Genomic DNA, 18,706 nt, shown 5'->3' with positions numbered 1-18,706 from the left:
CATTATCGCGGGACGACCCCTCACCCCGACCCTCTAAGAGCGAGCTTCGCTCGTCTCGCCCCCGCAAGAGCGGGGCGAGGAAGATGAGATGTCACCACATCGTCTGTCGCGCCCGCTCCGGCCATTCGCGATCGTACTTTTCGCCGCCGACCGTGTGCTCGCTCATCTCGGCGAGGATCTGGCCCGGCGTCGGCAGGGCCTTCGGATCGACCCGCTTATCCGGATTCCAGAGGTCGGAACGCACGATCGCGCGGGCACACTGGAAGTAGATCTCGTCCACATTCATCACGATCACCGTCCGCGGCGCCTTGCCTTCCATCTTGAAGGAGGCCAGGAGCTCCGGCTCGGCGGTGACATAGGCGCGGCCGTTGACGCGCAGCGTGCTGCCCGAGCCCGGGATCAGGAACAGCAGCCCGACGCGAGGATCCCGAATGATGTTGCGCAGCGAATCGCAGCGATTGTTGCCGCGGCGATCCGGCATCATCAGCGTCTTCGAATCATGGATGCGTACGAAGCCCGGGAGGTCGCCGCGCGGCGAGCAATCGAGCCCCTCGGGTCCCGAGGTCGCAAGCGACACGAACGGCGATTTCTCGATGAGCACACGATAGAGCGGCGTTACGTGATTGGCGACCTTCACGGTCGACGCGTCGTTCGGGAAGCCGTAGATCGCCTCAAGCTGCTCGATCGTAGAGATCACCGACATTCGTGCTGTTCCCCTCGTTTGTCTTTTTGACGCGTTTTGTTCACGCGGACTGGTATCCACTTCGCTCGAATACGCTCTACTCGTCCCAACGCTCGCCCTTGATGATGCGGACAAGCTGTCGCGCGTGATATTCGGCGGTGCCGGAATTGACGATGGTGAAATCAGGTGTCGACGTGCTTTCGTCGACGGTGCGGGCGAGCCGTTGCGCGAGAAGGCCGTCGCTGCTGCGTGCCCGCATCGCGAGCCGCGCCGCCAGCACATCCGGCGGCGCCGTAACCGACACCACGACGGCTTTGGCGTAGTGGCGGCGCGCCGCCGCGATCACCGTGCGGGAGACGTTCGCGATCACGGTGCGCCCGGCGCGGATCTCGTCATTGATCGCGCGCGACAGCGCATAGCGATGGCCGTGCGCTTCCCAGTGCATGGCGTAATTGCCGGCGGCGACCGCACGCTGGAAGGCTTCCGCGCTGACCTCTTCATTGTCTTCCGAGGCCGAGGCCTGGCGGGTGATCAGGCGGCGAGGAAATACGACGCCTCGATCGTCGGCGCAGGCCGCCTTCGCCAGCCCCAGCAGCGTATCCTTGCCGGCGCCGCTCGGGCCAACCACCAGGATCAACCGGCCCGGACCGATCGTGGTGGCGTGCTGCTGCGCGGCGACGGCAGGGATTTCGCTCATGCGACCCTGGCTCCTTCGCGCCAGACGCTGCGCACGACCGGCAGATCGCGCGCAACATGCACGCGGATCAGATCGGCGCGCCTGCCGACCGCGATCTCGCCGCGATCGGCGAGGCCGACCGCCTCGGCGGGTGTCTTGGTCACGGTGCGGACAGCGGAGGCGAGATCGATCGCCGGCACATGCCGCGGCAGTTGCAGGGCGGCCATCAAGAGGCTGGAGGGGATGTAGTCCGACGACAGGATGTCGAGCATGCCCTCATTGGCGAGATCGACGGCGGCGATGTTGCCGGAGTGTGACCCGCCGCGCACCACGTTCGGCGCGCCCATCAGGATGTCGATGCCGGCGGCATGCAGCCCGCGCGCGGCTTCCATCGTGGTCGGGAATTCCGCGACCGCGACCTTGTCGTTGACGGCGTCGACCACGTTTTCATCCGTGGTGTCGTCGTGGCTCGCCAGCGGAATCCTGTACTGATGCGCCAGCGCGACGATCGCGCGGGTGTTCGCCACGGCATATTCCTTCTGATAGGCGAAGCGCCGTGCGAACAGCACGTCGAGCTGGGCATCGGTCATGCCGCCGCCCTTGCCGCGGTAGTAATCGCGCAGCTTCACCTCATCGCGAAACTGGCGCTGGCCCGGCGTATGATCCATCAGCGACATCAGCCGCACGTCGGGCCGGTCGATCAGCTCCTTGGCCTCGGCGACGACGTCAGGCATCGGCACCTCGCAGCGCAGATGCAGGAAGTGATCGGCACGCAGCAGGTCCTCCTCGCGTGCGGCCGAGATCGCCGCCGCCAATACGCCGGCGCGGCCGTCGACATCCTCGGCGCCGTCCTCGCGCCAGACCCGCAGCGAGTCCAATACGGTGGTGATGCCCGAGGTCGCGAGCTGCCCGTCATAGGAGATCACGGCGGCGACCGGATTCCAGAACACCTTCGGCCGCGGCACGTAGTGCATTTCGAGATGGTCGGTGTGCAGCTCGATCAGCCCGGGCATCAGGAGATCGCCGCCGGCGTCCTCGGCTGCCTCGGGCGCCCTGCCCTCGCCGAATTCGGCGATCTTGCCGTCAGCGATCGCAACCCAGCCCTGCTCGATCACGCGATCGGCGAGGACCAGCCGGGCGTTGCCGATGATGGTGTCTTGCTTGGCGGTCATTTCAAACGGTCCTTCAGGCAGCGGCGGCGAACGAGGTCACATCGACGATACGGTCGGCAATCAGACGGCGGATTTCGTCGTCATGGACAATCGCGACCATCGCGACGCCCTTGGTCTTTTTCTCCGCAATCAGCTCAACCACCACTGCGCGATTCGCCGCATCGAGCGAAGCGGTCGGCTCGTCCAGCAGCAGGATCGGGAGGTCCGAGATGAAGCCGCGCGCGATGTTGACGCGCTGCTGCTCGCCGCCGGAGAAGGTCGAGGGCGGCAAGGTCCACAGCCGCTCCGGAATGTTGAGCCGGCGCAACAATTTCCCGGCGCGATCGCGGGCCTCCTCGCGCGCCACGCCGTTGACGATCAGCGGCTCGGCGACTACGTCGATCGTCGCCACCCGCGGCACCGCGCGCAGGAACTGGCTGACATAACCGATGGTCGAGCGGCGGATGCTCAGCACCTGGCGCGGCTCGGCGGTCGCGAGGTCGACCACCGTGCCGCGGTGGCGAATGCCGATCCGGCCGCTGTCGCAGCGATAGTTGCCGAAGATCATCTTCAGGATCGAGGATTTGCCGGCGCCCGACGGCCCCGACAGCACCACGCACTCACCCGGATCGGCGTGGAACGAGACGCCCCGCACCACCGGCAGCTCGACGCCGCCTTGCAGATGCATGGTGAAGGTCTTCTCGGCATTGGCAAGTTCGATCATCGCGGTCATTGGCAAGCTCATGGCGGAAGTATCGAGGAAACGAGCAGCTGCGTATAGGGCTCGCGGGGATCATCGAGCACTTGGTCGGTGAGACCGGTCTCGATGACGCGGCCGCCTTTCATCACCATCACGCGATGCGACAGCAGGCGCGCGACCGCGAGATCGTGGGTCACGACGATGGCGGCAAGGCCGAGCTCGCTGACGAGATTGCGCATCAGGTCGAGCAGGCGCGCCTGCACCGAGACGTCGAGGCCGCCGGTCGGCTCGTCCATGAACACCAGCCGCGGCTCGGTGACGAGGTTGCGCGCGATCTGCAGCCGCTGCCGCATACCGCCAGAATAGGTCTTCGGCGCGTCGTCGATGCGGCCGACGTCGATCTCGACCCGATCGAGCCAGGTCGACGCGGTGTCGCGGATCCGGCCGTAGTGATTCCAGCCGACCGCCATCAGCCGCTCGCCGACATTGGCGCCGGCCGACACGCCCATGCGCAGGCCCTGCGCCGGGTCCTGATGCACAAAGCCCCAGTCGGTGCGGAACAGGAAGCGCCGCTCCGCCTCGCCGAGTTCGGCGAGATCGCGCAGCATGCCGTCGCGCATCCGGTAGGACACCCGCCCCGCGCTCGGCGCGAGTTGGGCGGAGAGCAGCTGCAGCAGGGTCGACTTGCCTGAACCGGACTCGCCGACAATCGCCAGCACCTCACCGGGATAGAGCGCGAAGGAGACATCGCGGCAGGCCGGGAGCCGGCCGTAATTCTTGGCAAGCCCCTCGGCCACCAGCAGCGGCTGATCGTTGTCGAGGCTCGAATGCTCAGACATGCGCCTTCTCCTTGTGCGGCGCCGCGCTCTCGGTGCCGCGATGGCCGGCGGCCTGGCGCTGCTCGCAGAAGTCGGTGTCGGAGCAGACGAACATCCGCCCGCCCTTGTCGTCGGTGACGATCTCGTCGAGATAGGAATCATCGGCGCCGCACAGCGCGCAAGGCGCGTCGAAGCGGTAGCGCGTGAACGGATGATCCTCAAAATCCAGCGAGACCACGGTGGTGTAGGGCGGGATCGCGTAGATGCGCTTCTCGCGCCCGGCGCCGAACAGCTGCAGCGCCGCGCAATTGTCCATCTTCGGATTGTCGAATTTCGGCGTCGGCGACGGGTCCATCACGTACCGGGCATTCACCTTCACCGGATAGGCGTAGGCGGTCGCGATATGGCCGAAGCGCGCGATATCCTCGTAGAGCTTGACATGCATCAGCCCGTATTCGGCGAGCGCGTGCATCCGCCGCGTCTCGGTCTCGCGCGGCTCGAGGAAGCGCAACGGCTCGGGGATCGGCACCTGATAGACCAGCACCTGTCCGGCATGCAGCGACGCCTCGGGAATGCGGTGTCGGGTCTGGATCACGGTCGCGTCCGTCGTCGAGGTCGTGGTCGCGACACCCGCGGTCTTGCCGAAGAACTTGCGGATCGAGATCGCGTTGGTGGTGTCGTCCGAACCCTGGTCGATCACCTTCAGCACGTCGTTAGGCCCGAGGACCGCCGCCGTCACCTGCACGCCGCCGGTGCCCCAGCCATAGGGCATCGGCATCTCGCGGCTCGCGAACGGCACCTGATAGCCGGGGATCGCGATCGCCTTCAGGATCGCGCGGCGGATCATCCGCTTGGTCTGCTCGTCGAGATAGGCGAAATTGTACGTCGGCGCGTTCATTCCGCGGCCTCCTGCAGTTCGACGGCTTCGTTGGCTTCCGCAAACTCCTTCCGCAGCTTGCGCAGCAGGCCGAGCTCGGACTGGAAGTCGACGTAGTGCGGCAGCTTGAGATGCTCGACGAAGCCGGTCGACTGGACATTGTCGGAGTGCGACATCACGAATTCCTCGTCCTGCGCCGGCGCCGCCGCCTCCTCGCCGAGCTCGCGTGCGCGGAGCGCGCGGTCGACCAGCGCCATCGACATGGTCTTACGCTCGCTCTGTCCGAAGGCGAGGCCATAGCCGCGGGTGAAGCACGGCGCCTCGGTGGTCGAGCCCTTGAACTGGTTGACCATCTGGCACTCGGTGAGCTCGATCGAGCCGAGCGGCACCGCGAAGCCGACGTCTTCGGCTGAGAATTCGACCTCGACCTCGCCGAAGCGGATCTCGCCGGCGAAGGGATGATTGCGGCCGTAGCCGCGCTGCGTCGAATAGCCGAGCGCGAGCAGGAAGCCCTCGTCGCCGCGCGCCAGATTCTGCAGCCGCAGATCGCGATCGGCCGGGAAGTTCAGCGGCTCGCGCGTGAGGTCACCGACCGGCGCGTTGCTATCTGCCTGCGGCGACGATTCGATCAAACCGTCGCGGCCGAGAATGTCGGTGACCCGCGGCGTTGCCGCCTGCGAGGCTTCCGCGGTCATCGGCTGTTCCGGCACAAAACCTTCCGCAAACTGCGGATCGAGCAGGCGATGGGTGTAGTCGAAGGTCGGCCCCAGGATCTGGCCGCCCGGAACGTCCTTGAAGGTCGAGGAGATGCGCCGTCGCACCTGCATCTCGCCCGTGTTGACCGGTTCGGTGGCCCCGAAGCGCGGCAGCGTGGCGCGGAAGGCGCGAACCAGGAAGATCGCCTCGATCATGTCGCCGCGCGCCTGCTTGATCGCGAGCGCCGCAAGCTCGCGATCGTAGAGCGAGCCTTCGGTCATCACGCGGTCGACGCCGAGCGCGAGCTGCTCGGAGATCTGCGCCAGCGTCACCTCGGGCACATCGCGGTCGCCGCGCCGCTCATGCGCCAGCAGCCGATGAGCGTTCTCGATGGCGCGCTCGCCTCCCTTGACGGCTACATACATCGCTCACACTCCGCTTGCGATCAGCCGCGTGGTGCGCGGGATCGCGACAATCTTGTCGTCATGGACCAGCACGACGTCGATGCCGCGCGGGAACAGCGCTTCATTGATCGACAGCCGCTGGAACAGGTCGCGCGGCTTGATCATCGCCTGCAGCACCGTGCTGCCGTCGATGCCGGGCCCCTTCAGCTCGAAGGCCGGGCCCTGCGTCAGGCTGTCGACCTGCAGGATCAGCGTGGTCGACCGGTCAGGATATTCGCTGCTGCCGAACGCGAAACGCTCCAGCGCGGGCAGGTTTGCTGCATCGCCGATCAGCGCAAAGCTTGCGATCGCGGAACCCGCAACCACCGGCGCGCTGGCGTGAAACTTCAGCCAGCGGGCGACGTCCGGCGTCGCCGACATCGCGGCATCGAGCCAGATCGGCGTGTCGTGATCGAACAGTGTCAGCGCGATCGCGGCCGCGCCGCGCATCATGCCGGCGGGCGTTCCGACGCTTGCCGCGACGCGCTGCACGCTGCCCGGGCGCGCCATCGCATCCATCACGGAGCGGAACGTAGATTGCGCCGACAGCACCTTGTCGGCAAACCCTGCGGGCATTTCGGCAATCGTCGTCATTGCATCATCCCTCACCGCGCACCATCGTGTAGAAATCAACCCGCGTCGCCGCGGTCTCCGCAGCCTTGCGGGCGCGTTCGGCATTCATCGCGACACGCAGCGGCGCGATCACCTTGGCCTCCACCTCGCCGGACAGCTTCGCCGATTGCACCATGGCGTCGCACAGCGCGATCATCTGCGCCTTGTGCGCATCGCGGCCGAGCGTGTAGCCGAAGCCCACCTCGCCGGTCGCAAGCCGCACCGCCGCGCGCGACACCGTCGCCTCGCCGAGGTTGAACGGCGCACCGTCACCGCCGATCCGCCCGCGCAGCATCACGAGGCCGTTCTCCGGCTCGCGCAGGTTTTCATGCGTCGGCACTGCGATCGCCGCCAGCCTGCCTGCAATGTCGGCCGCGGCGGAGTGCGCCAACACTATCATCGCGGCCTTGCGCTGGGCCTGTTTGCTGTCTGGTCCGGTCGAATTCATGTGCAACCTTTGGACAACCTTGCTTGCATCAAGTTGTCTATGATAATAGACAACTTGATAGCCGAGCGCCATGACTGTTTCGTGACAAACCGAAGATTTCTGGTATCACCGCGCCATGAGCATGCAGGAAAGTTCCGGCGTCGCCTTGTGGCGGCAGGTCGCTGACGGCATCGAGCGCGGCATCGCCGACGGCCGCTTTGCTGCGGGCGAAAAGCTGCCCGGCGAGATGGAGATCGCCGAGACTTACCGCGTCAACCGCCACACCGTGCGGCGGGCGCTCGCCGCATTGGCGGAGCGCGGCCTGGTGCGCGCCGAGCGCGGTAGCGGCACCTATGTCGAAGCCCAGCGCCTCGCCTATCCGCTGCGTTCACGCACGCGATTCTCGGAGATCGTCGGCGCCGGCGGCCACGAGCCGCGCGGCCAGCTGATCGATGCAGGCAGCGACGTCGCCAACCGCGAGATCGCGCGCGAGCTCGGCCTGAAGATCGGCGCGCCGCTGATCCGCATCGAGGCGGTGCGGCTCGCCGACCGGACGCCGATCTGCGTTTCCACCACATGGCTGTCGGCCGAGCGCTTTCCCGATGCCGGCAGCGTGTTCGCCGACGTTCGCTCGATGACGAAACTGCTCGGGCATTACGGCGTGAAGGACTACCACCGCGCCTCGACCCGGATCACCGCGGCGATTGCCGATGCGACCGACGCCGCACGGCTCGATCTGCCGCTGGGCCGGCCGGTGCTGGTGGTCGACGCGACCGATGTCGATATGCTGGACCGCCCGCTGGTGACCAAGCGCTCGCGCTTCGCCGCCGAGCGCGTGGAGTTCCTGGTCGAGAATAGCTGACCCTTCCCCCTCGCCCCGCTCTTGCGGGGAGACGGTTGGGGTGAGGGGCTGTCTCGACGAATCCGGAAGCTGTGAGTCCGGGGAGAGTCCCCCTCACCTGGAATTTGCGCTACGCGAAAATTCCGGCCTCTCCCCGCACGCGGGGAGAGGCGAAGGAGAGGCTACACCACCGCCCTTTGGCCGATGATGGCAAAGCGCAGCTTGCTCGAGATGAAATCGATCGCGGCGACCGCGATCAGGATCATCAGGATCAGGAACGACACCTTCTGCCATTCCAGCACGCGGATCTGCTCGGCGAGTTGCAGGCCGATGCCGCCGGCGCCGACGATGCCGATGATGGTGGCCGACCGCGTGTTCGATTCGATGAAGTAGAGCACCTGGCCGGCGATCACAGGCAATACCTGGGGCAACAGTCCGAAGCGGATTTCGTGCAGCGCGTTGCCGCCGGAGGCGCGGATGCCCTCGACCTGCTTGCGGTCCGCCGCCTCGATCGCCTCCGAGAACAGCTTTCCGAACGCGCCGAAGTCGGAGACCATGATCGCCAGCACGCCGGCGAACGGGCCGAGACCGACGACGTTGATCCAGACCAGCGCCCAGATCAGCGTATCGACGCCGCGGATCGAATCCAGGAAGCGGCGCACCGGAAAGCGGATCAGGTTCGAGGGGATGATGTTGCGCGCCGCCAAGAGGCTGACCGGCAGCGCCAGCAGCGCCGCAAGCGTGGTGCCGAGCAGCGCGATCGACAGCGTCTCGCCGAGCGCCTGCATATAGAGCGGGAACGATGCGCCGGGATTCGGCGGGATCATCATCATGGTGATCCAGCCGAGTTGGCTCATTCCCGAGATCAGCCTGGACGGCGAGAAGTCGAGATCGACCAGGCCGTATGCAAAGATCGCGAGCGCTGCCACGATCGTGGCCGGCATCGCCAGCCGCGCCGATGCGGGGCGTTCGAACACGCCGGGGTATTTCGCACGCAAGTCCGCGGTGTCCGGCTTCGGCAGCTGGCTCATCGCCGGGTCTCCTTGCCGAACAGCCGGCCGCGCAGCCAGCCGGTCGAGATGTCGATGATGAAGACGGTGACGATGATGGTGACGAGGATCGCGCTGACGTCGGAATAGTAGAATTTGCGGATCGCGACCACGAGCTCCTGCCCGATGCCGCCGGCGCCCACGAAGCCCATCACCGACGCCTCGCGGACATTGATCTCGAAGCGCAGCAGCGCATAGCTGGCATAGCCCGCCGAGACCTGCGGCAGGATGGCAAAGCGCATGCAGGACAGCCAGCTCGCGCCGGCGGAGCGGATGCCCTCGACCGGCTTCATGTCGGCATTCTCGACGATCTCAGCGAACAGCTTGCCGAGCGCGCCGGTGGTGTGGATCGCGATCGCCAGCACGCCGGCCATCGGCCCGAGGCCGAACGCGATCACGAAGATCAGCGCGAACACGATGCCGGGCACGGTGCGGGCGAATTCGAGCAGGCGACGGACGGTAAAGCGCACCCATGGTCCCGGCGAGGTGTTCTGGGCCGCGAAGAAGTTCAGCGCAAAGGCGAACACAGCACCGGTCAAGGTGCCGACATAGCTGATCAGGAGGGTCTCACCGAGCAGCCGCAACCATTTCTTCAGGCCCCAGAACCATTCCACCGGATCGGTCCAGACCCGGGCACCGGAATCCAGCGTCAGGATGCGGTCGAAATAGCTGACGAAGTTGCCGAAATAGGTAAAGAACGTGTGCAGGTTCACGTCGGCGCCGAGTGCCGCGATAAACAGCGCCGCGCAGAACACCGCGGCCGCCACCGTCGCCTTCAGCCGCTTGCGCGCGACCGCCTTGCGATAGGCATCGTTCAGCGTCGCCAATTGCTGCGCGGGAAGGATGGAAATGGCGGTCGCCATCGATGCGGGCCAGTCTGCTCGAGGGGTGAACGAAAAGGGCCGGGTTGTCGAAACCCGGCCCAGTTCAGCAGCGACGTGCGATCAGGAACCTTTCTTGCGCAGAGCGTCGACGAACTTGATCAGCTCGATGGTCTTGTCGTAGTCGGCGTTGGTGACCGGCTGCCACGGACGGTTCTTGCCGTCCGACAGCTTCTTGAAGGCTTCCGGATCCTTCGTCGGCATGTCGAGGAAGGCCTGCTTGATCTTCGCCTTCATGTCGTCGGGAAGGCTCTCGAGATAGGCGTAGGGCGAGTTGATGATCAGGTCGGACTTCACGATGATGCGGAAGTCTTCCTTCTTCAGCGGCGTGCCGTCACTCGACTTCACCATGTTCTTGGCCAGCATGCGGGTCAGGTTGGAATCGTCGTCGGCATTCCACCAGTTGGCGGCGACGTCGACGGTACCCTGCGCCAGCGCCAGCACGGCGTTCTCGTGGCTGCCGGTGAAGACGACCTTGGAGAAATAGGTCTCCGGATCGATCCCCATCTGGTTCAGCTTGAAACGCGGCATGTTGTTGCCGGAGGTCGAGTTGGGATCGACCAGGCCGATATTCTTGCCCTTGAGGTCTTCGACCTTCTGGTACGGGCTCTTGGCGAGCACGTAGAACACCGAATAATAGCCCTTCGAACCGTCGGCATTGACGTCGATCACGAACGCGTCGGTCTTGACGCCGGTGAGGCGGGCGCGGGCGAACGACGCCGGGCCGTAGTAGCCGATGTGGATGTTGCCGGCGCGCTGGCCCTCGATGACGGCCGCGTAGTCGTTGGCGACGCGCAGGGTCACCTTGATGCCGAGTTCCTTCGACAGATATTCGGTAAGCGGACCGTAGCGTTCGGTGACGCCGGAGCCATTCTCGGCGGGAATCACCGCGAAGGTGATCTCCGGATACTTGGTCTTCCAGTCCTCGGCCGAAGCCGATCCTGCGAATGCCAGCGCGGCGGCGCCGGCCAGAATGATGCGACGAGTGATCATGTTACCCCTCTTTGGTAGTTACGCCTGTTCGCCGGGCGAAATGCCCGGTTGCCCTGTTTTTCGAAAATGCGCCGCTCAGGCCGCGGCTGCGGTGCCGAGCGCCGAAGCAGTTGCGCCATCGGGCACGGGCAGCGGTGCCCCGCCCATGACGTCATTGGCCTCGAGGTCGTAGAGCTCGCGGGCAATATGGTCGGTCAGCGCTGCGGGGGCGCCGTCGAACACCACGCGACCCGCCGCCATGCCGATCAGGCGATCGCAATAGGTTCGCGCCAGGTCGAGCGAGTGCAGATTACAGAGCACCGTGATGCCGAAATGCTTGTTGATGCGCAGCAGCGCGTCCATCACGATCTTGGTGTTGCGCGGATCGAGCGAGGCGATCGGCTCGTCGGCAAGAATGATGTCGGGCTCCTGCACCAGCGCGCGGGCAATCGCGACCCGTTGCTGCTGGCCGCCGGAGAGCTGGTCGGCGCGCTGCGCTGCGAGCTGGGCGATGTCGAACTGCTCGAGCGCGGACAGCGCAAGCGCCCTGTCCTGCTCCGGCCAGACCTGCGCCAGCGAACGCCAGGACGGGATCTGGGCAAGCCGGCCCATCAGCACGTTGGTCAGCACGTCGAGACGGCCGACCAGGTTGAACTGCTGGAAGATCATCGCCGAGCGCGCCCGCCACTGCCGCAGCGCCTTGCCGCGCAGCGCGGTCACATCAGTGCCTTCGAACAGGATGCGGCCGGAGGTCGGATCGGCGAGACGGTTGATCATCCGCAGCAATGTCGACTTGCCGGCACCGGAGCGGCCGATCACGCCGACAAAGCTCCCCGGCGCGATCGAAAAAGACGCGTTATCGACTGCGGCTTTTGTGCCGAACCGGCACGTCAAACCTTCCACCACCAGCATGTAATGCTCCAACCGCGTCGCGTTGAGCCATCGCTATCCCCGGTGTTTAACAGTTATGTGACGTGACGTTGCAGTGCGGCCATCGTCCACACCCCTCCCCTGCCGTTCGTTTGACGTCATCGTAACGTCATGATGTTGTCATCAAGCGTCCCGATGACGAGCCCGCATCTCCCCGGAAGCCAAAGATTTACAAGATTTGCGGAGGCCCTGATGGCCGGAAAAACACTCTCGGTTGTGCCGACGATCGACCCGACTGCGTCGGTGCGCGAGAGCAAGCTCGGCAAATATACCGAGGTCGGGGCGCGCACGATCCTGCTTGAAGTCAGCATGGATGACTATTCCTACGTCGTGAACGACAGCCAGATCACCTACACTTCGATCGGCAAGTTCTGCTCGATCGCGGCGATGACCCGGATCAATCCCGGCAACCACCCGATGCATCGCGCGACGCAGGCGCATTTCACCTACCGCGCCAGCGCTTATTTTCCCGGAGAGAGCGACGACATCGACTTCTTCAACTGGCGACGTGCGCATCACGTGCATATCGGCCATGACGTCTGGATCGGTCACGGTGCGATCCTGCTGCCGGGCCGGAACGTCGGAACCGGCGCAGTGGTTGCCGCCGGCGCGATCGTGACCAAGGATGTCCCCGCCTACACCATCGTTGCCGGTAATCCGGCGCGTCCGGTCAAGCGGCGCTTCTCCGAGACAACAGCGGATCGCCTCACAGCGCTCGCGTGGTGGGACTGGGATCACGAAACACTTCGTCGTGTCCTGCCCGACTTTCGCACGCTCGCTGTCGAGGAATTTCTCGACAAGTACGAGACCGAGGCCGTATCCCAATCATAGAATCAATAACGGAGCCCCGTATCGTGACGGACATTTTCATCGAAGGCGGACGCACGCTGGTTGACGGCGCCTTGGTCGAGACCTCGCTGCGGACCTCAGGCCGCGACATCGGCGCGCTCGACGCCGAACAGGGCCGCGCCGCGCTTCACATCAATGCCGGCGGCCTGCTGGTGCTGCCCGGCATCATCGATCTGCACGGCGATGCGTTCGAGCGGCAGATGATGCCGCGCCCCGGCGTCGATTTCCCGACCGACGTGGCGCTGATCGACAGCGACCGGCAGGCGATCGCCAACGGCATCACCACCGTCTTCCATGGCACGACCTGGTCGTGGGAGCCCGGTCTGCGCAGCGCGGAGAACGCGCGCAAGCTGCTCGATGCGATCGAGGCGCTGCGGCCGCAGCTCGCCGCCGATACGCGCTTCCACCTGCGTCACGAGACCCACAATCTCGAGGCCGAAGCCGAGATCATTGAATGGCTCACCGAAGGCCGCATCGACCTGTTCGCCTTCAACGACCACAGCAACGTCAAGCCGAAGAAGCGCAACCAGCTGGCCGAACGCACCGGGCTCTCGCTCGAAGCCGTCAACGACATGCTCGATCGGATCGTGGCGCGCCGTCCCGAGGTACCCGCTTCGATCGCGCGCCTGGCTACAGCGGCGCGCGCGGCGAACACTCGGATGCTCTCGCATGACGACAACAGCCCGGCGATGCGCCAGGAGTTTCGCGCGCTCGGTGCCACGATCGCCGAATTCCCCGTCAATGAGGAGACCGCGCGCGATGCCGCCGCCGCGGGCGACTTCATCGTGTTCGGCGCGCCCAATGTGGTGCGCGGCGGCAGCCACACCGGCTGGACCAAGGCATCCGACATGATCGCACAGGGCCTCTGCTCGGTGCTGGCGTCGGACTACTATTATCCGGCGCAGCTGCTCGCCGCGTTCCGCCTCGCCGCCGATGGCATCCTGCCGCTTGCCAAGGCCTGGGACCTGATCTCGTCGGCGCCGGCACGCGCGGCAGGGCTTGCCGATCGCGGCGTGATCGCTGCGGGCCGCCGCGCCGACATCGTCGTCGTCGACGACAAGGTGCCGCTGCGGCCGCGCATCGTCGCCGTGATCGCGGCTGGACGGCTGGTGCATCTGGCTGATGCGAACTGCCTCGTTCACTCGCTCGCCCCGCGCAAAACGGTTGCGGCAGCATAGTCAGGACCTATTCTGCTGCCATGGCCAACACTCCGCGCTACGCGATCTATTATGCGCCGTCGCCCGACAGCGCCCTGCACCGCTTCGGTTCGGCGCTGCTCGGCTACGATGCCGTGTCAGGCGACGACCTGCCGTTTCCCGATGGCGTTGCGCCCGACTGGCGCGAGGTGACGGAGGATCCGCGCAAATACGGCTTTCACGCCACGCTGAAGGCACCCACTGCGCTTGCCGATGGCAGGAACGAGGCCGAGCTCCTCGATGCCTGCGCTGCGTTCGCCGGCCGCGCGCGGCGCATTCCGGTGATCGAACCTGTTGTCGATGCTATCAGCGGCTTCATCGCCGTGATCCCGGCGAGCCGCTCCGATGATCTGCAACAGCTCGCCGCCGATTGCGTCACCGAGTTCGACGCCTTCCGTGCGCCGCTGACGCCGCAAGATCGCGCGCGGCGCAAGCCCGAGCGGCTCACGCAGCGGCAGCGCGACTATCTCGATCGCTGGGGCTATCCTTACGTCATGGAGGAATTCCGCTTCCACATGACCCTGACCGGACGGCTGAGCGAGGAGCGGCGCGGCTCGATCGTGGCACGCCTGCGCGAGCGGTTCGCGGCGATCGACCTTGCGACGCTCGCGATCGACCGCATCGCGCTGTTCAAGCAAGCGGATCCAGCTTCTCGCTTCCACATCATCGGCAGCTGGCCGTTGCGCGCGAGAGCGTTTTCGAGCGAAGTGGACACCGGTTCGCGTGAAGAAAACGCGTCAAAATGAGAGAGCTTCGGTACCGATTGAATCAGAACCGAAGCGCTAATCGGGCTTCGCGAGTTCGGCCAGCAGCCACTTCTTGAATGTCTGCAGCGCGCGATTGCGCTGCGCACCCGGCGGATGAACCAGCCAATAGCTGCCGGTCACATGCCCGACCGGCAGGAGCCGGCGGATCGTACCGCGCCGCTCATTTTCCCCGATGAAGGGTTCCAGCGCGAGCGCGACGCCCGCGCCGCGTTCGGCAGCTTGCAGCGCGGCCACAAAGCTGTCGACCGAGATCGCGCGCGTGGCGGGCGGCACAGGCTCGCCGGCATGCCTGAACCAGAGCGGCCAGGCTGCGGGGAATGTCGTCACATGGATCAGGGCGGCGCGGCCGAGGTCGCCTGCGGTGCGCAGCTTCAACCGCCGCGCCAGCGCCGGCGCACCGACCGGAACGGTCCTCACCTCCATCAGGCGATTTGCGACGACGCCTTCGGGCTTGTCGGGGCCGAAGCTGACGCCGGCGTCGAAGGTCTCGGTGTCGAAATCGACATTGCGGTTCGAGGTCTCGATCGCGAGATCGATCCCGGAATGCTGGGTGAGGAACGAAGATAACCGCGGGATCAGCCAGGCCGACGCGAATTGCGGCAGCACCTTCAACCGCAGCCGGTGTTGGCCAGCCGCCTCGACTGCCGACTCCGCCTGCGCCAGCAGCGCGAAGGCGCGACCGGTCGCAGCGGCCAGCTTCTCGCCGGCATGAGTCGGCCGAACAACCCGATGGGCGCGGTGAAACAGCGCAACGCCGAGATGGACTTCCAGATTGCGGATACGGTGGCTGATCGCCGAGGCGCTGACGTTGAGCACGCCGGCGGCCTCCTTGAAGCTGCCGAGCCTGACCGCGACATCGAACGCCTGCAGTGCCAGCAAATGCGCCGGCCGAAGGCTCGCTGCGGCGAGGTCGTCCCTCCCCTGCGACGGTGGCCGGCGCCCCGGCCTTGGATAGTTCCTGCTCATCAGCCGATCCTAACGGCCGGCCGCCGTCGATGTCGCGCGAAAAGTAAGTTCGGATGAATGTGATTCATCCGAACCTGGCTCGTTTCGCTTGTCCAGTGCAGGGCAATAGGGAATCCTATCGCTCGAAACGGACCGGCGGCAAGCCCGGCCAACCGAGCGGGAGGACGGCGATGACGGCACAGCTCGCGGACGAAGCATCCATCGTCGACCGCATCCTCAGGCATATCGACGCCAAATCGACCGATCTCAGCGACGGCGTCTGGCATGAACCCGTGGCGCATTATCTGTCGCAGGATCGCTTCGCGGCCGAGATCGAACATGTGTTCCGTCGCACGCTGACGCCGTTCTGCCCGTCGGCTGCGCTCGCCGAGATCGGCGCCTATGTCGCGCGCGACGCGGCGATGACGCCCGTTGTCGCGATCCGCGGCGCGGACGGCATCGCGCGCGCCTTCCGCAATGCGTGCCGCCACCGCGGCGTGCAGCTGGTCGACGGCGCCGGCTGCCGGAAGGCGCTGACCTGCCGTTATCACGGCTGGACCTATGGCCTCGACGGCCGGCTCCGCGGCATCCCCGATGATTACGGCTTTCCCGGCCTCGACAAGAGCACGCACGGCCTCGTGCCGGTCACCTGCATCGAGCGCGCCGGCCTGGTGTTCGTCTCGCAGGACGATCCCGCTGCAACGTCAGACGCCGGCGGCATGCCGACGCTGTTCGGTGACGACTGGAAGCTCTACGCGACCACGGCGCAGGAGGTCGAGGCCAACTGGAAGATCGTCGCTGAAGGGTTCCTCGAAGGCTACCACATCCGATCGACGCATCAGGATACGTTCTATCCGCTGCAATACGACAATCTCAACGTGATCGAAGCCTTCGGCCGCAACAGCCGGATCAGCTTCCCCTATCGGCGCATCGAGAAGCTGCGCAATGTGCCGCCGGGCGAGCGCAGCACGACCGGCATGCTGACGCATGTTTATCACCTGTTTCCGAACGTGATGCTGTCGACATTCCCGACCAACCGGTTGATGACGGTGCTCGAGCCGCTCGCCGCGGACCGCACCCGGCTCGTCACCTACACGCTGTCGAACCAGATCGCCGCGGAAGATGGCCGCGCCGCGGTCGCCCAGGGACGCGACTTCGTCACCGCTGGCGCGGCCGAAGATCGCGAGATGGCCTGCGCCGCGCAGCGCGGGCTCGCAACGCGGGCAAATGCTCACTTCACCTTCGGCCTGTTCGAGGGTGCGATCAGGCATTTTCACCAGAACCTGGCTGCGATCATCGAGAGCCGCACTGGCGCCCGCTGATCCGCTCCGACACTGCGGACCGAGGACCGAGCATGCTGGACCACCCGACCGTCAAATACCGAACCGAGCAGGCCATCGCGATCGTGACCATCGATCGCTTTGACGAGGCGCGCAACGCGGTCAATCCGGAGACCGCCCAGGGCCTGGCACAGGCCTTTCGTAGCTTCGATCGCGACCCGTCGCTGTCGGTCGCGATCCTGACCGGCGCGGGCGGCGCGTTCTGCGCCGGGTTCGACCTGAAGCGCACCGCGGCCGGTCATCGCGGCCACCGTGTCGAGAACGGCGACGGCCCGATGGGCCCGACGCGGATGAAGTTGTCGAAGCCGGTGATCGCCGCAGTCGAGGGACCCGCCGTGGCAGGCGGGCTCGAGCTTGCGATCTGGTGCGATCTCCGGGTCGCCGCGCGCGATGCCACCTTTGGGGTCTATTGTCGGCGCTTCGGCGTGCCGTTGATGGATCTCGGCACCGTGCGCCTGCCGCGGCTGATCGGGCACAGCCGCGCGATGGACATGATCCTCACCGGACGCGGTGTCTCCGGCGAAGAAGCCGGACGGATCGGGCTCGCCAACCGCGTGGTCGCACCCGGTACGGCGCTCGCCGAGGCGCACAGCCTCGCCCATGATCTGTGCCGCCTGCCGCAGGCGGCGTTGCGCAGCGACCGGCTCTCCGCGATCGAGCAATGGGAGCTCGGCTGGGACCAGGCCACGCTGAACGAATTCCGTCTCGGGCTTGCGACGGTTGCGAGCGGCGAGACCGAGGCCGGCGCACGCCGCTTCGCGGCCGGCAAGGGCCGGCACGGCGATTTCGCCGACATTGCCTGAGAAATCGATCGCGACGGCGGCGGCGGACGCTACTCGTCCACCCGGGTGCGGGCGATGATCTCGGCGGCGCCCTTCGCGAGCAGCTCCATCCCGACGGCGCGACCGAGTTCGCGCGGCCGGTCCGCCGGTCCGCGCCGCGTCACCTCGATGAAGCCGGCGCCGGCCTCGTCGAGCACGGAGGCGCGCAGCGTCATCTCGCGTCCGGCGAGCATGGCGTGGCCGGCGATCGGCGAATTGCAATGGCCGTTGAGCACCCACAGCACCTCGCGCTCGGCCTCGGCGGCGAGCCGCGACTGCACGTTATCGATCCCGGCAAGCCGCGCCCGCGTCGCCCAGTCGCCCTCGACGCATTCGACCGCGACAATGCCCTGACCGACCGCCGGAAGCATCTCGTCGACGGAGAAATCATGCGCGATGCGCGCGGTCATGCCGATGCGCTCGAGGCCGGAACGCGCCATCACCAGCGCATCCGCCGGCCCCACCTCGCCGCCATCGGGCAGCCGCTGCTTGGCACCGCGATCGAGTTTTGCAATTCGCGTGTCGGCGGCACCGCGGAAATGAATGACCGTCGCCTCCGGAAACAGCCTCCGCAGATAGGCGGCGCGGCGCACGGCATTGGTGCCGATCATGAAGCCCTTGCCGCGCGAGGCGCGAAACGCATCCAGCGTCAGACCCGGCCGCAACACGAGACTGTCATTGGCGGCATCGCGCGCCAGCATCGCGGCGAGGACGAGACCCGGCGTCTCCTCATTGCCCGGCACGTCCTTCAGCGAATGCATCGCAGCCTGCAGCGTGCCTGATCGCATGGCTTCGCGGATCTCGGCGACGAAGGCGCCGCCCTTGCCGCCGTGACGCAACAGCTTGCTGGTCTGGTCCTGGTCGCCGCGGGTCTCGAACTTGACGATCTCGACGGCAAGGTCGCCCGCCGAGGCGCGCAGCAGCCGCGCGACCTCATCCGTCTGTGCGAGCGCCATCGCGCTCTTTCGCGTCCCGATCCGCAAAACCTGTCCCGACACGAAAGCTCCGCTGCGCGTGATCATCAACGGCTGGG

At 66.2% G+C, this 18,706-nt stretch carries 21 protein-coding genes; 6 read left to right on the top strand and 15 right to left on the bottom strand.

The window, feature by feature from the left end:
* Positions 1–91 precede the first annotated feature (91 nt).
* The 9 genes from AC066Y_RS26855 to phnG form a co-directional block, all read right to left on the bottom strand.
* Positions 92–703: a pyridoxamine 5'-phosphate oxidase family protein gene (locus AC066Y_RS26855; protein WP_478276487.1), complete on the bottom strand. Its 612-nt coding sequence runs from the start codon at positions 701–703 to the stop codon at positions 92–94.
* Between the two features lie 76 nt (positions 704–779).
* Positions 780–1,379 (bottom strand): phosphonate metabolism protein/1,5-bisphosphokinase (PRPP-forming) PhnN, encoded by a 600-nt coding sequence (gene phnN / locus AC066Y_RS26850; RefSeq protein WP_478276486.1) that lies wholly within the window; start codon positions 1,377–1,379, stop codon positions 780–782.
* Positions 1,376–2,530, bottom strand: a complete 1,155-nt coding sequence (locus tag AC066Y_RS26845; protein WP_478276485.1) for an alpha-D-ribose 1-methylphosphonate 5-triphosphate diphosphatase — start codon at positions 2,528–2,530, stop codon at positions 1,376–1,378. Before AC066Y_RS26845 ends, phnN begins: the two co-directional genes overlap by 4 nt.
* A 13-nt stretch (positions 2,531–2,543) precedes the next feature.
* Entirely contained in the window at positions 2,544–3,242 is a 699-nt protein-coding gene (gene phnL / locus AC066Y_RS26840) for a phosphonate C-P lyase system protein PhnL (protein WP_478276484.1), read from the bottom strand.
* A gap of 8 nt (positions 3,243–3,250) precedes the next feature.
* A complete protein-coding gene (gene phnK / locus AC066Y_RS26835; RefSeq protein WP_478276483.1) occupies positions 3,251–4,048 on the bottom strand; it encodes a phosphonate C-P lyase system protein PhnK in 798 nt (265 codons plus the stop codon).
* Positions 4,041–4,925, bottom strand: a complete 885-nt coding sequence (locus AC066Y_RS26830; protein ID WP_478276482.1) for an alpha-D-ribose 1-methylphosphonate 5-phosphate C-P-lyase PhnJ — start codon at positions 4,923–4,925, stop codon at positions 4,041–4,043. Before AC066Y_RS26830 ends, phnK begins: the two co-directional genes overlap by 8 nt.
* Complete coding sequence (locus tag AC066Y_RS26825) at positions 4,922–6,025, bottom strand: carbon-phosphorus lyase complex subunit (protein WP_478276481.1); 1,104 nt, start codon at positions 6,023–6,025, stop codon at positions 4,922–4,924. The genes AC066Y_RS26830 and AC066Y_RS26825 overlap by 4 nt, the downstream gene beginning before the upstream one ends.
* 3 nt (positions 6,026–6,028) lie before the next feature.
* On the bottom strand, positions 6,029–6,637 hold the full coding sequence (gene phnH / locus AC066Y_RS26820) for a phosphonate C-P lyase system protein PhnH (RefSeq protein ID WP_478276480.1): 609 nt from the start codon (positions 6,635–6,637) through the stop codon (positions 6,029–6,031).
* 4 nt (positions 6,638–6,641) lie between these two features.
* The gene (gene phnG / locus AC066Y_RS26815) at positions 6,642–7,103 is read right to left on the bottom strand and encodes a phosphonate C-P lyase system protein PhnG (protein ID WP_478276479.1); all 462 of its coding nucleotides are present in this window, start codon (positions 7,101–7,103) and stop codon (positions 6,642–6,644) included.
* A 115-nt stretch (positions 7,104–7,218) separates the two neighbouring features.
* Here phnG and phnF point away from each other — a divergent pair, with 115 nt between their 5' ends.
* Positions 7,219–7,944: a phosphonate metabolism transcriptional regulator PhnF gene (phnF, locus tag AC066Y_RS26810; RefSeq protein ID WP_092124688.1), complete on the top strand. Its 726-nt coding sequence runs from the start codon at positions 7,219–7,221 to the stop codon at positions 7,942–7,944.
* Positions 7,945–8,105: 161 nt separating this feature from the next.
* Here phnF and phnE (AC066Y_RS26805) read toward each other — a convergent pair whose 3' ends face one another.
* From phnE (AC066Y_RS26805) to phnC, 4 genes are all read right to left on the bottom strand, one after another.
* The gene (phnE, locus tag AC066Y_RS26805) at positions 8,106–8,954 is read right to left on the bottom strand and encodes a phosphonate ABC transporter, permease protein PhnE (protein ID WP_478276478.1); all 849 of its coding nucleotides are present in this window, start codon (positions 8,952–8,954) and stop codon (positions 8,106–8,108) included.
* The gene (gene phnE / locus AC066Y_RS26800; RefSeq protein WP_478276477.1) at positions 8,951–9,835 is read right to left on the bottom strand and encodes a phosphonate ABC transporter, permease protein PhnE; all 885 of its coding nucleotides are present in this window, start codon (positions 9,833–9,835) and stop codon (positions 8,951–8,953) included. The genes phnE (AC066Y_RS26805) and phnE (AC066Y_RS26800) overlap by 4 nt, the downstream gene beginning before the upstream one ends.
* Before the next feature lie 81 nt (positions 9,836–9,916).
* Positions 9,917–10,846, bottom strand: coding sequence for a phosphonate ABC transporter substrate-binding protein (gene phnD, locus AC066Y_RS26795; protein WP_092124685.1), 930 nt, complete (start codon positions 10,844–10,846; stop codon positions 9,917–9,919).
* 75 nt (positions 10,847–10,921) lie between these two features.
* Positions 10,922–11,737: a phosphonate ABC transporter ATP-binding protein gene (gene phnC / locus AC066Y_RS26790; protein ID WP_478276476.1), complete on the bottom strand. Its 816-nt coding sequence runs from the start codon at positions 11,735–11,737 to the stop codon at positions 10,922–10,924.
* Positions 11,738–11,947: 210 nt separating this feature from the next.
* On the opposite strand from phnC, the gene AC066Y_RS26785 reads away from it, so the two are divergent.
* The 3 genes from AC066Y_RS26785 to AC066Y_RS26775 are packed head-to-tail and all read left to right on the top strand — an operon-like array spanning position 11,948 to position 14,546.
* Positions 11,948–12,586 carry an LbetaH domain-containing protein gene (locus AC066Y_RS26785; protein ID WP_478276475.1) on the top strand — a complete coding sequence of 213 codons (639 nt, stop codon included), beginning with the start codon at positions 11,948–11,950 and terminating at the stop codon, positions 12,584–12,586.
* A gap of 23 nt (positions 12,587–12,609) precedes the next feature.
* Positions 12,610–13,782 (top strand): alpha-D-ribose 1-methylphosphonate 5-triphosphate diphosphatase, encoded by a 1,173-nt coding sequence (locus AC066Y_RS26780; protein WP_478276474.1) that lies wholly within the window; start codon positions 12,610–12,612, stop codon positions 13,780–13,782.
* Between the two features lie 20 nt (positions 13,783–13,802).
* On the top strand, positions 13,803–14,546 hold the full coding sequence (locus AC066Y_RS26775; protein ID WP_478276473.1) for a DUF1045 domain-containing protein: 744 nt from the start codon (positions 13,803–13,805) through the stop codon (positions 14,544–14,546).
* Between the two features lie 36 nt (positions 14,547–14,582).
* Here the strand turns inward: AC066Y_RS26775 and AC066Y_RS26770 are convergent, their stop codons facing one another.
* Positions 14,583–15,533, bottom strand: a complete 951-nt coding sequence (locus AC066Y_RS26770; protein ID WP_478276472.1) for a LysR substrate-binding domain-containing protein — start codon at positions 15,531–15,533, stop codon at positions 14,583–14,585.
* A gap of 170 nt (positions 15,534–15,703) precedes the next feature.
* Here AC066Y_RS26770 and AC066Y_RS26765 point away from each other — a divergent pair, with 170 nt between their 5' ends.
* Positions 15,704–16,834 (top strand): aromatic ring-hydroxylating oxygenase subunit alpha, encoded by a 1,131-nt coding sequence (locus tag AC066Y_RS26765; RefSeq protein WP_478276471.1) that lies wholly within the window; start codon positions 15,704–15,706, stop codon positions 16,832–16,834.
* Between the two features lie 32 nt (positions 16,835–16,866).
* A complete protein-coding gene (locus AC066Y_RS26760; RefSeq protein WP_478276470.1) occupies positions 16,867–17,655 on the top strand; it encodes a crotonase/enoyl-CoA hydratase family protein in 789 nt (262 codons plus the stop codon).
* Between the two features lie 29 nt (positions 17,656–17,684).
* On the opposite strand, the gene hemC is transcribed toward AC066Y_RS26760, so the two are convergent.
* The gene (hemC, locus tag AC066Y_RS26755; RefSeq protein WP_478276469.1) at positions 17,685–18,695 is read right to left on the bottom strand and encodes a hydroxymethylbilane synthase; all 1,011 of its coding nucleotides are present in this window, start codon (positions 18,693–18,695) and stop codon (positions 17,685–17,687) included.
* Positions 18,696–18,706: the final 11 nt, after the last annotated feature.

This window comes from Bradyrhizobium sp. USDA3010 (genome assembly GCF_056429065.1).
Note: the sequence above shows the minus strand (reverse complement) of the source record. Positions and strands in the feature narration are given on the sequence as shown.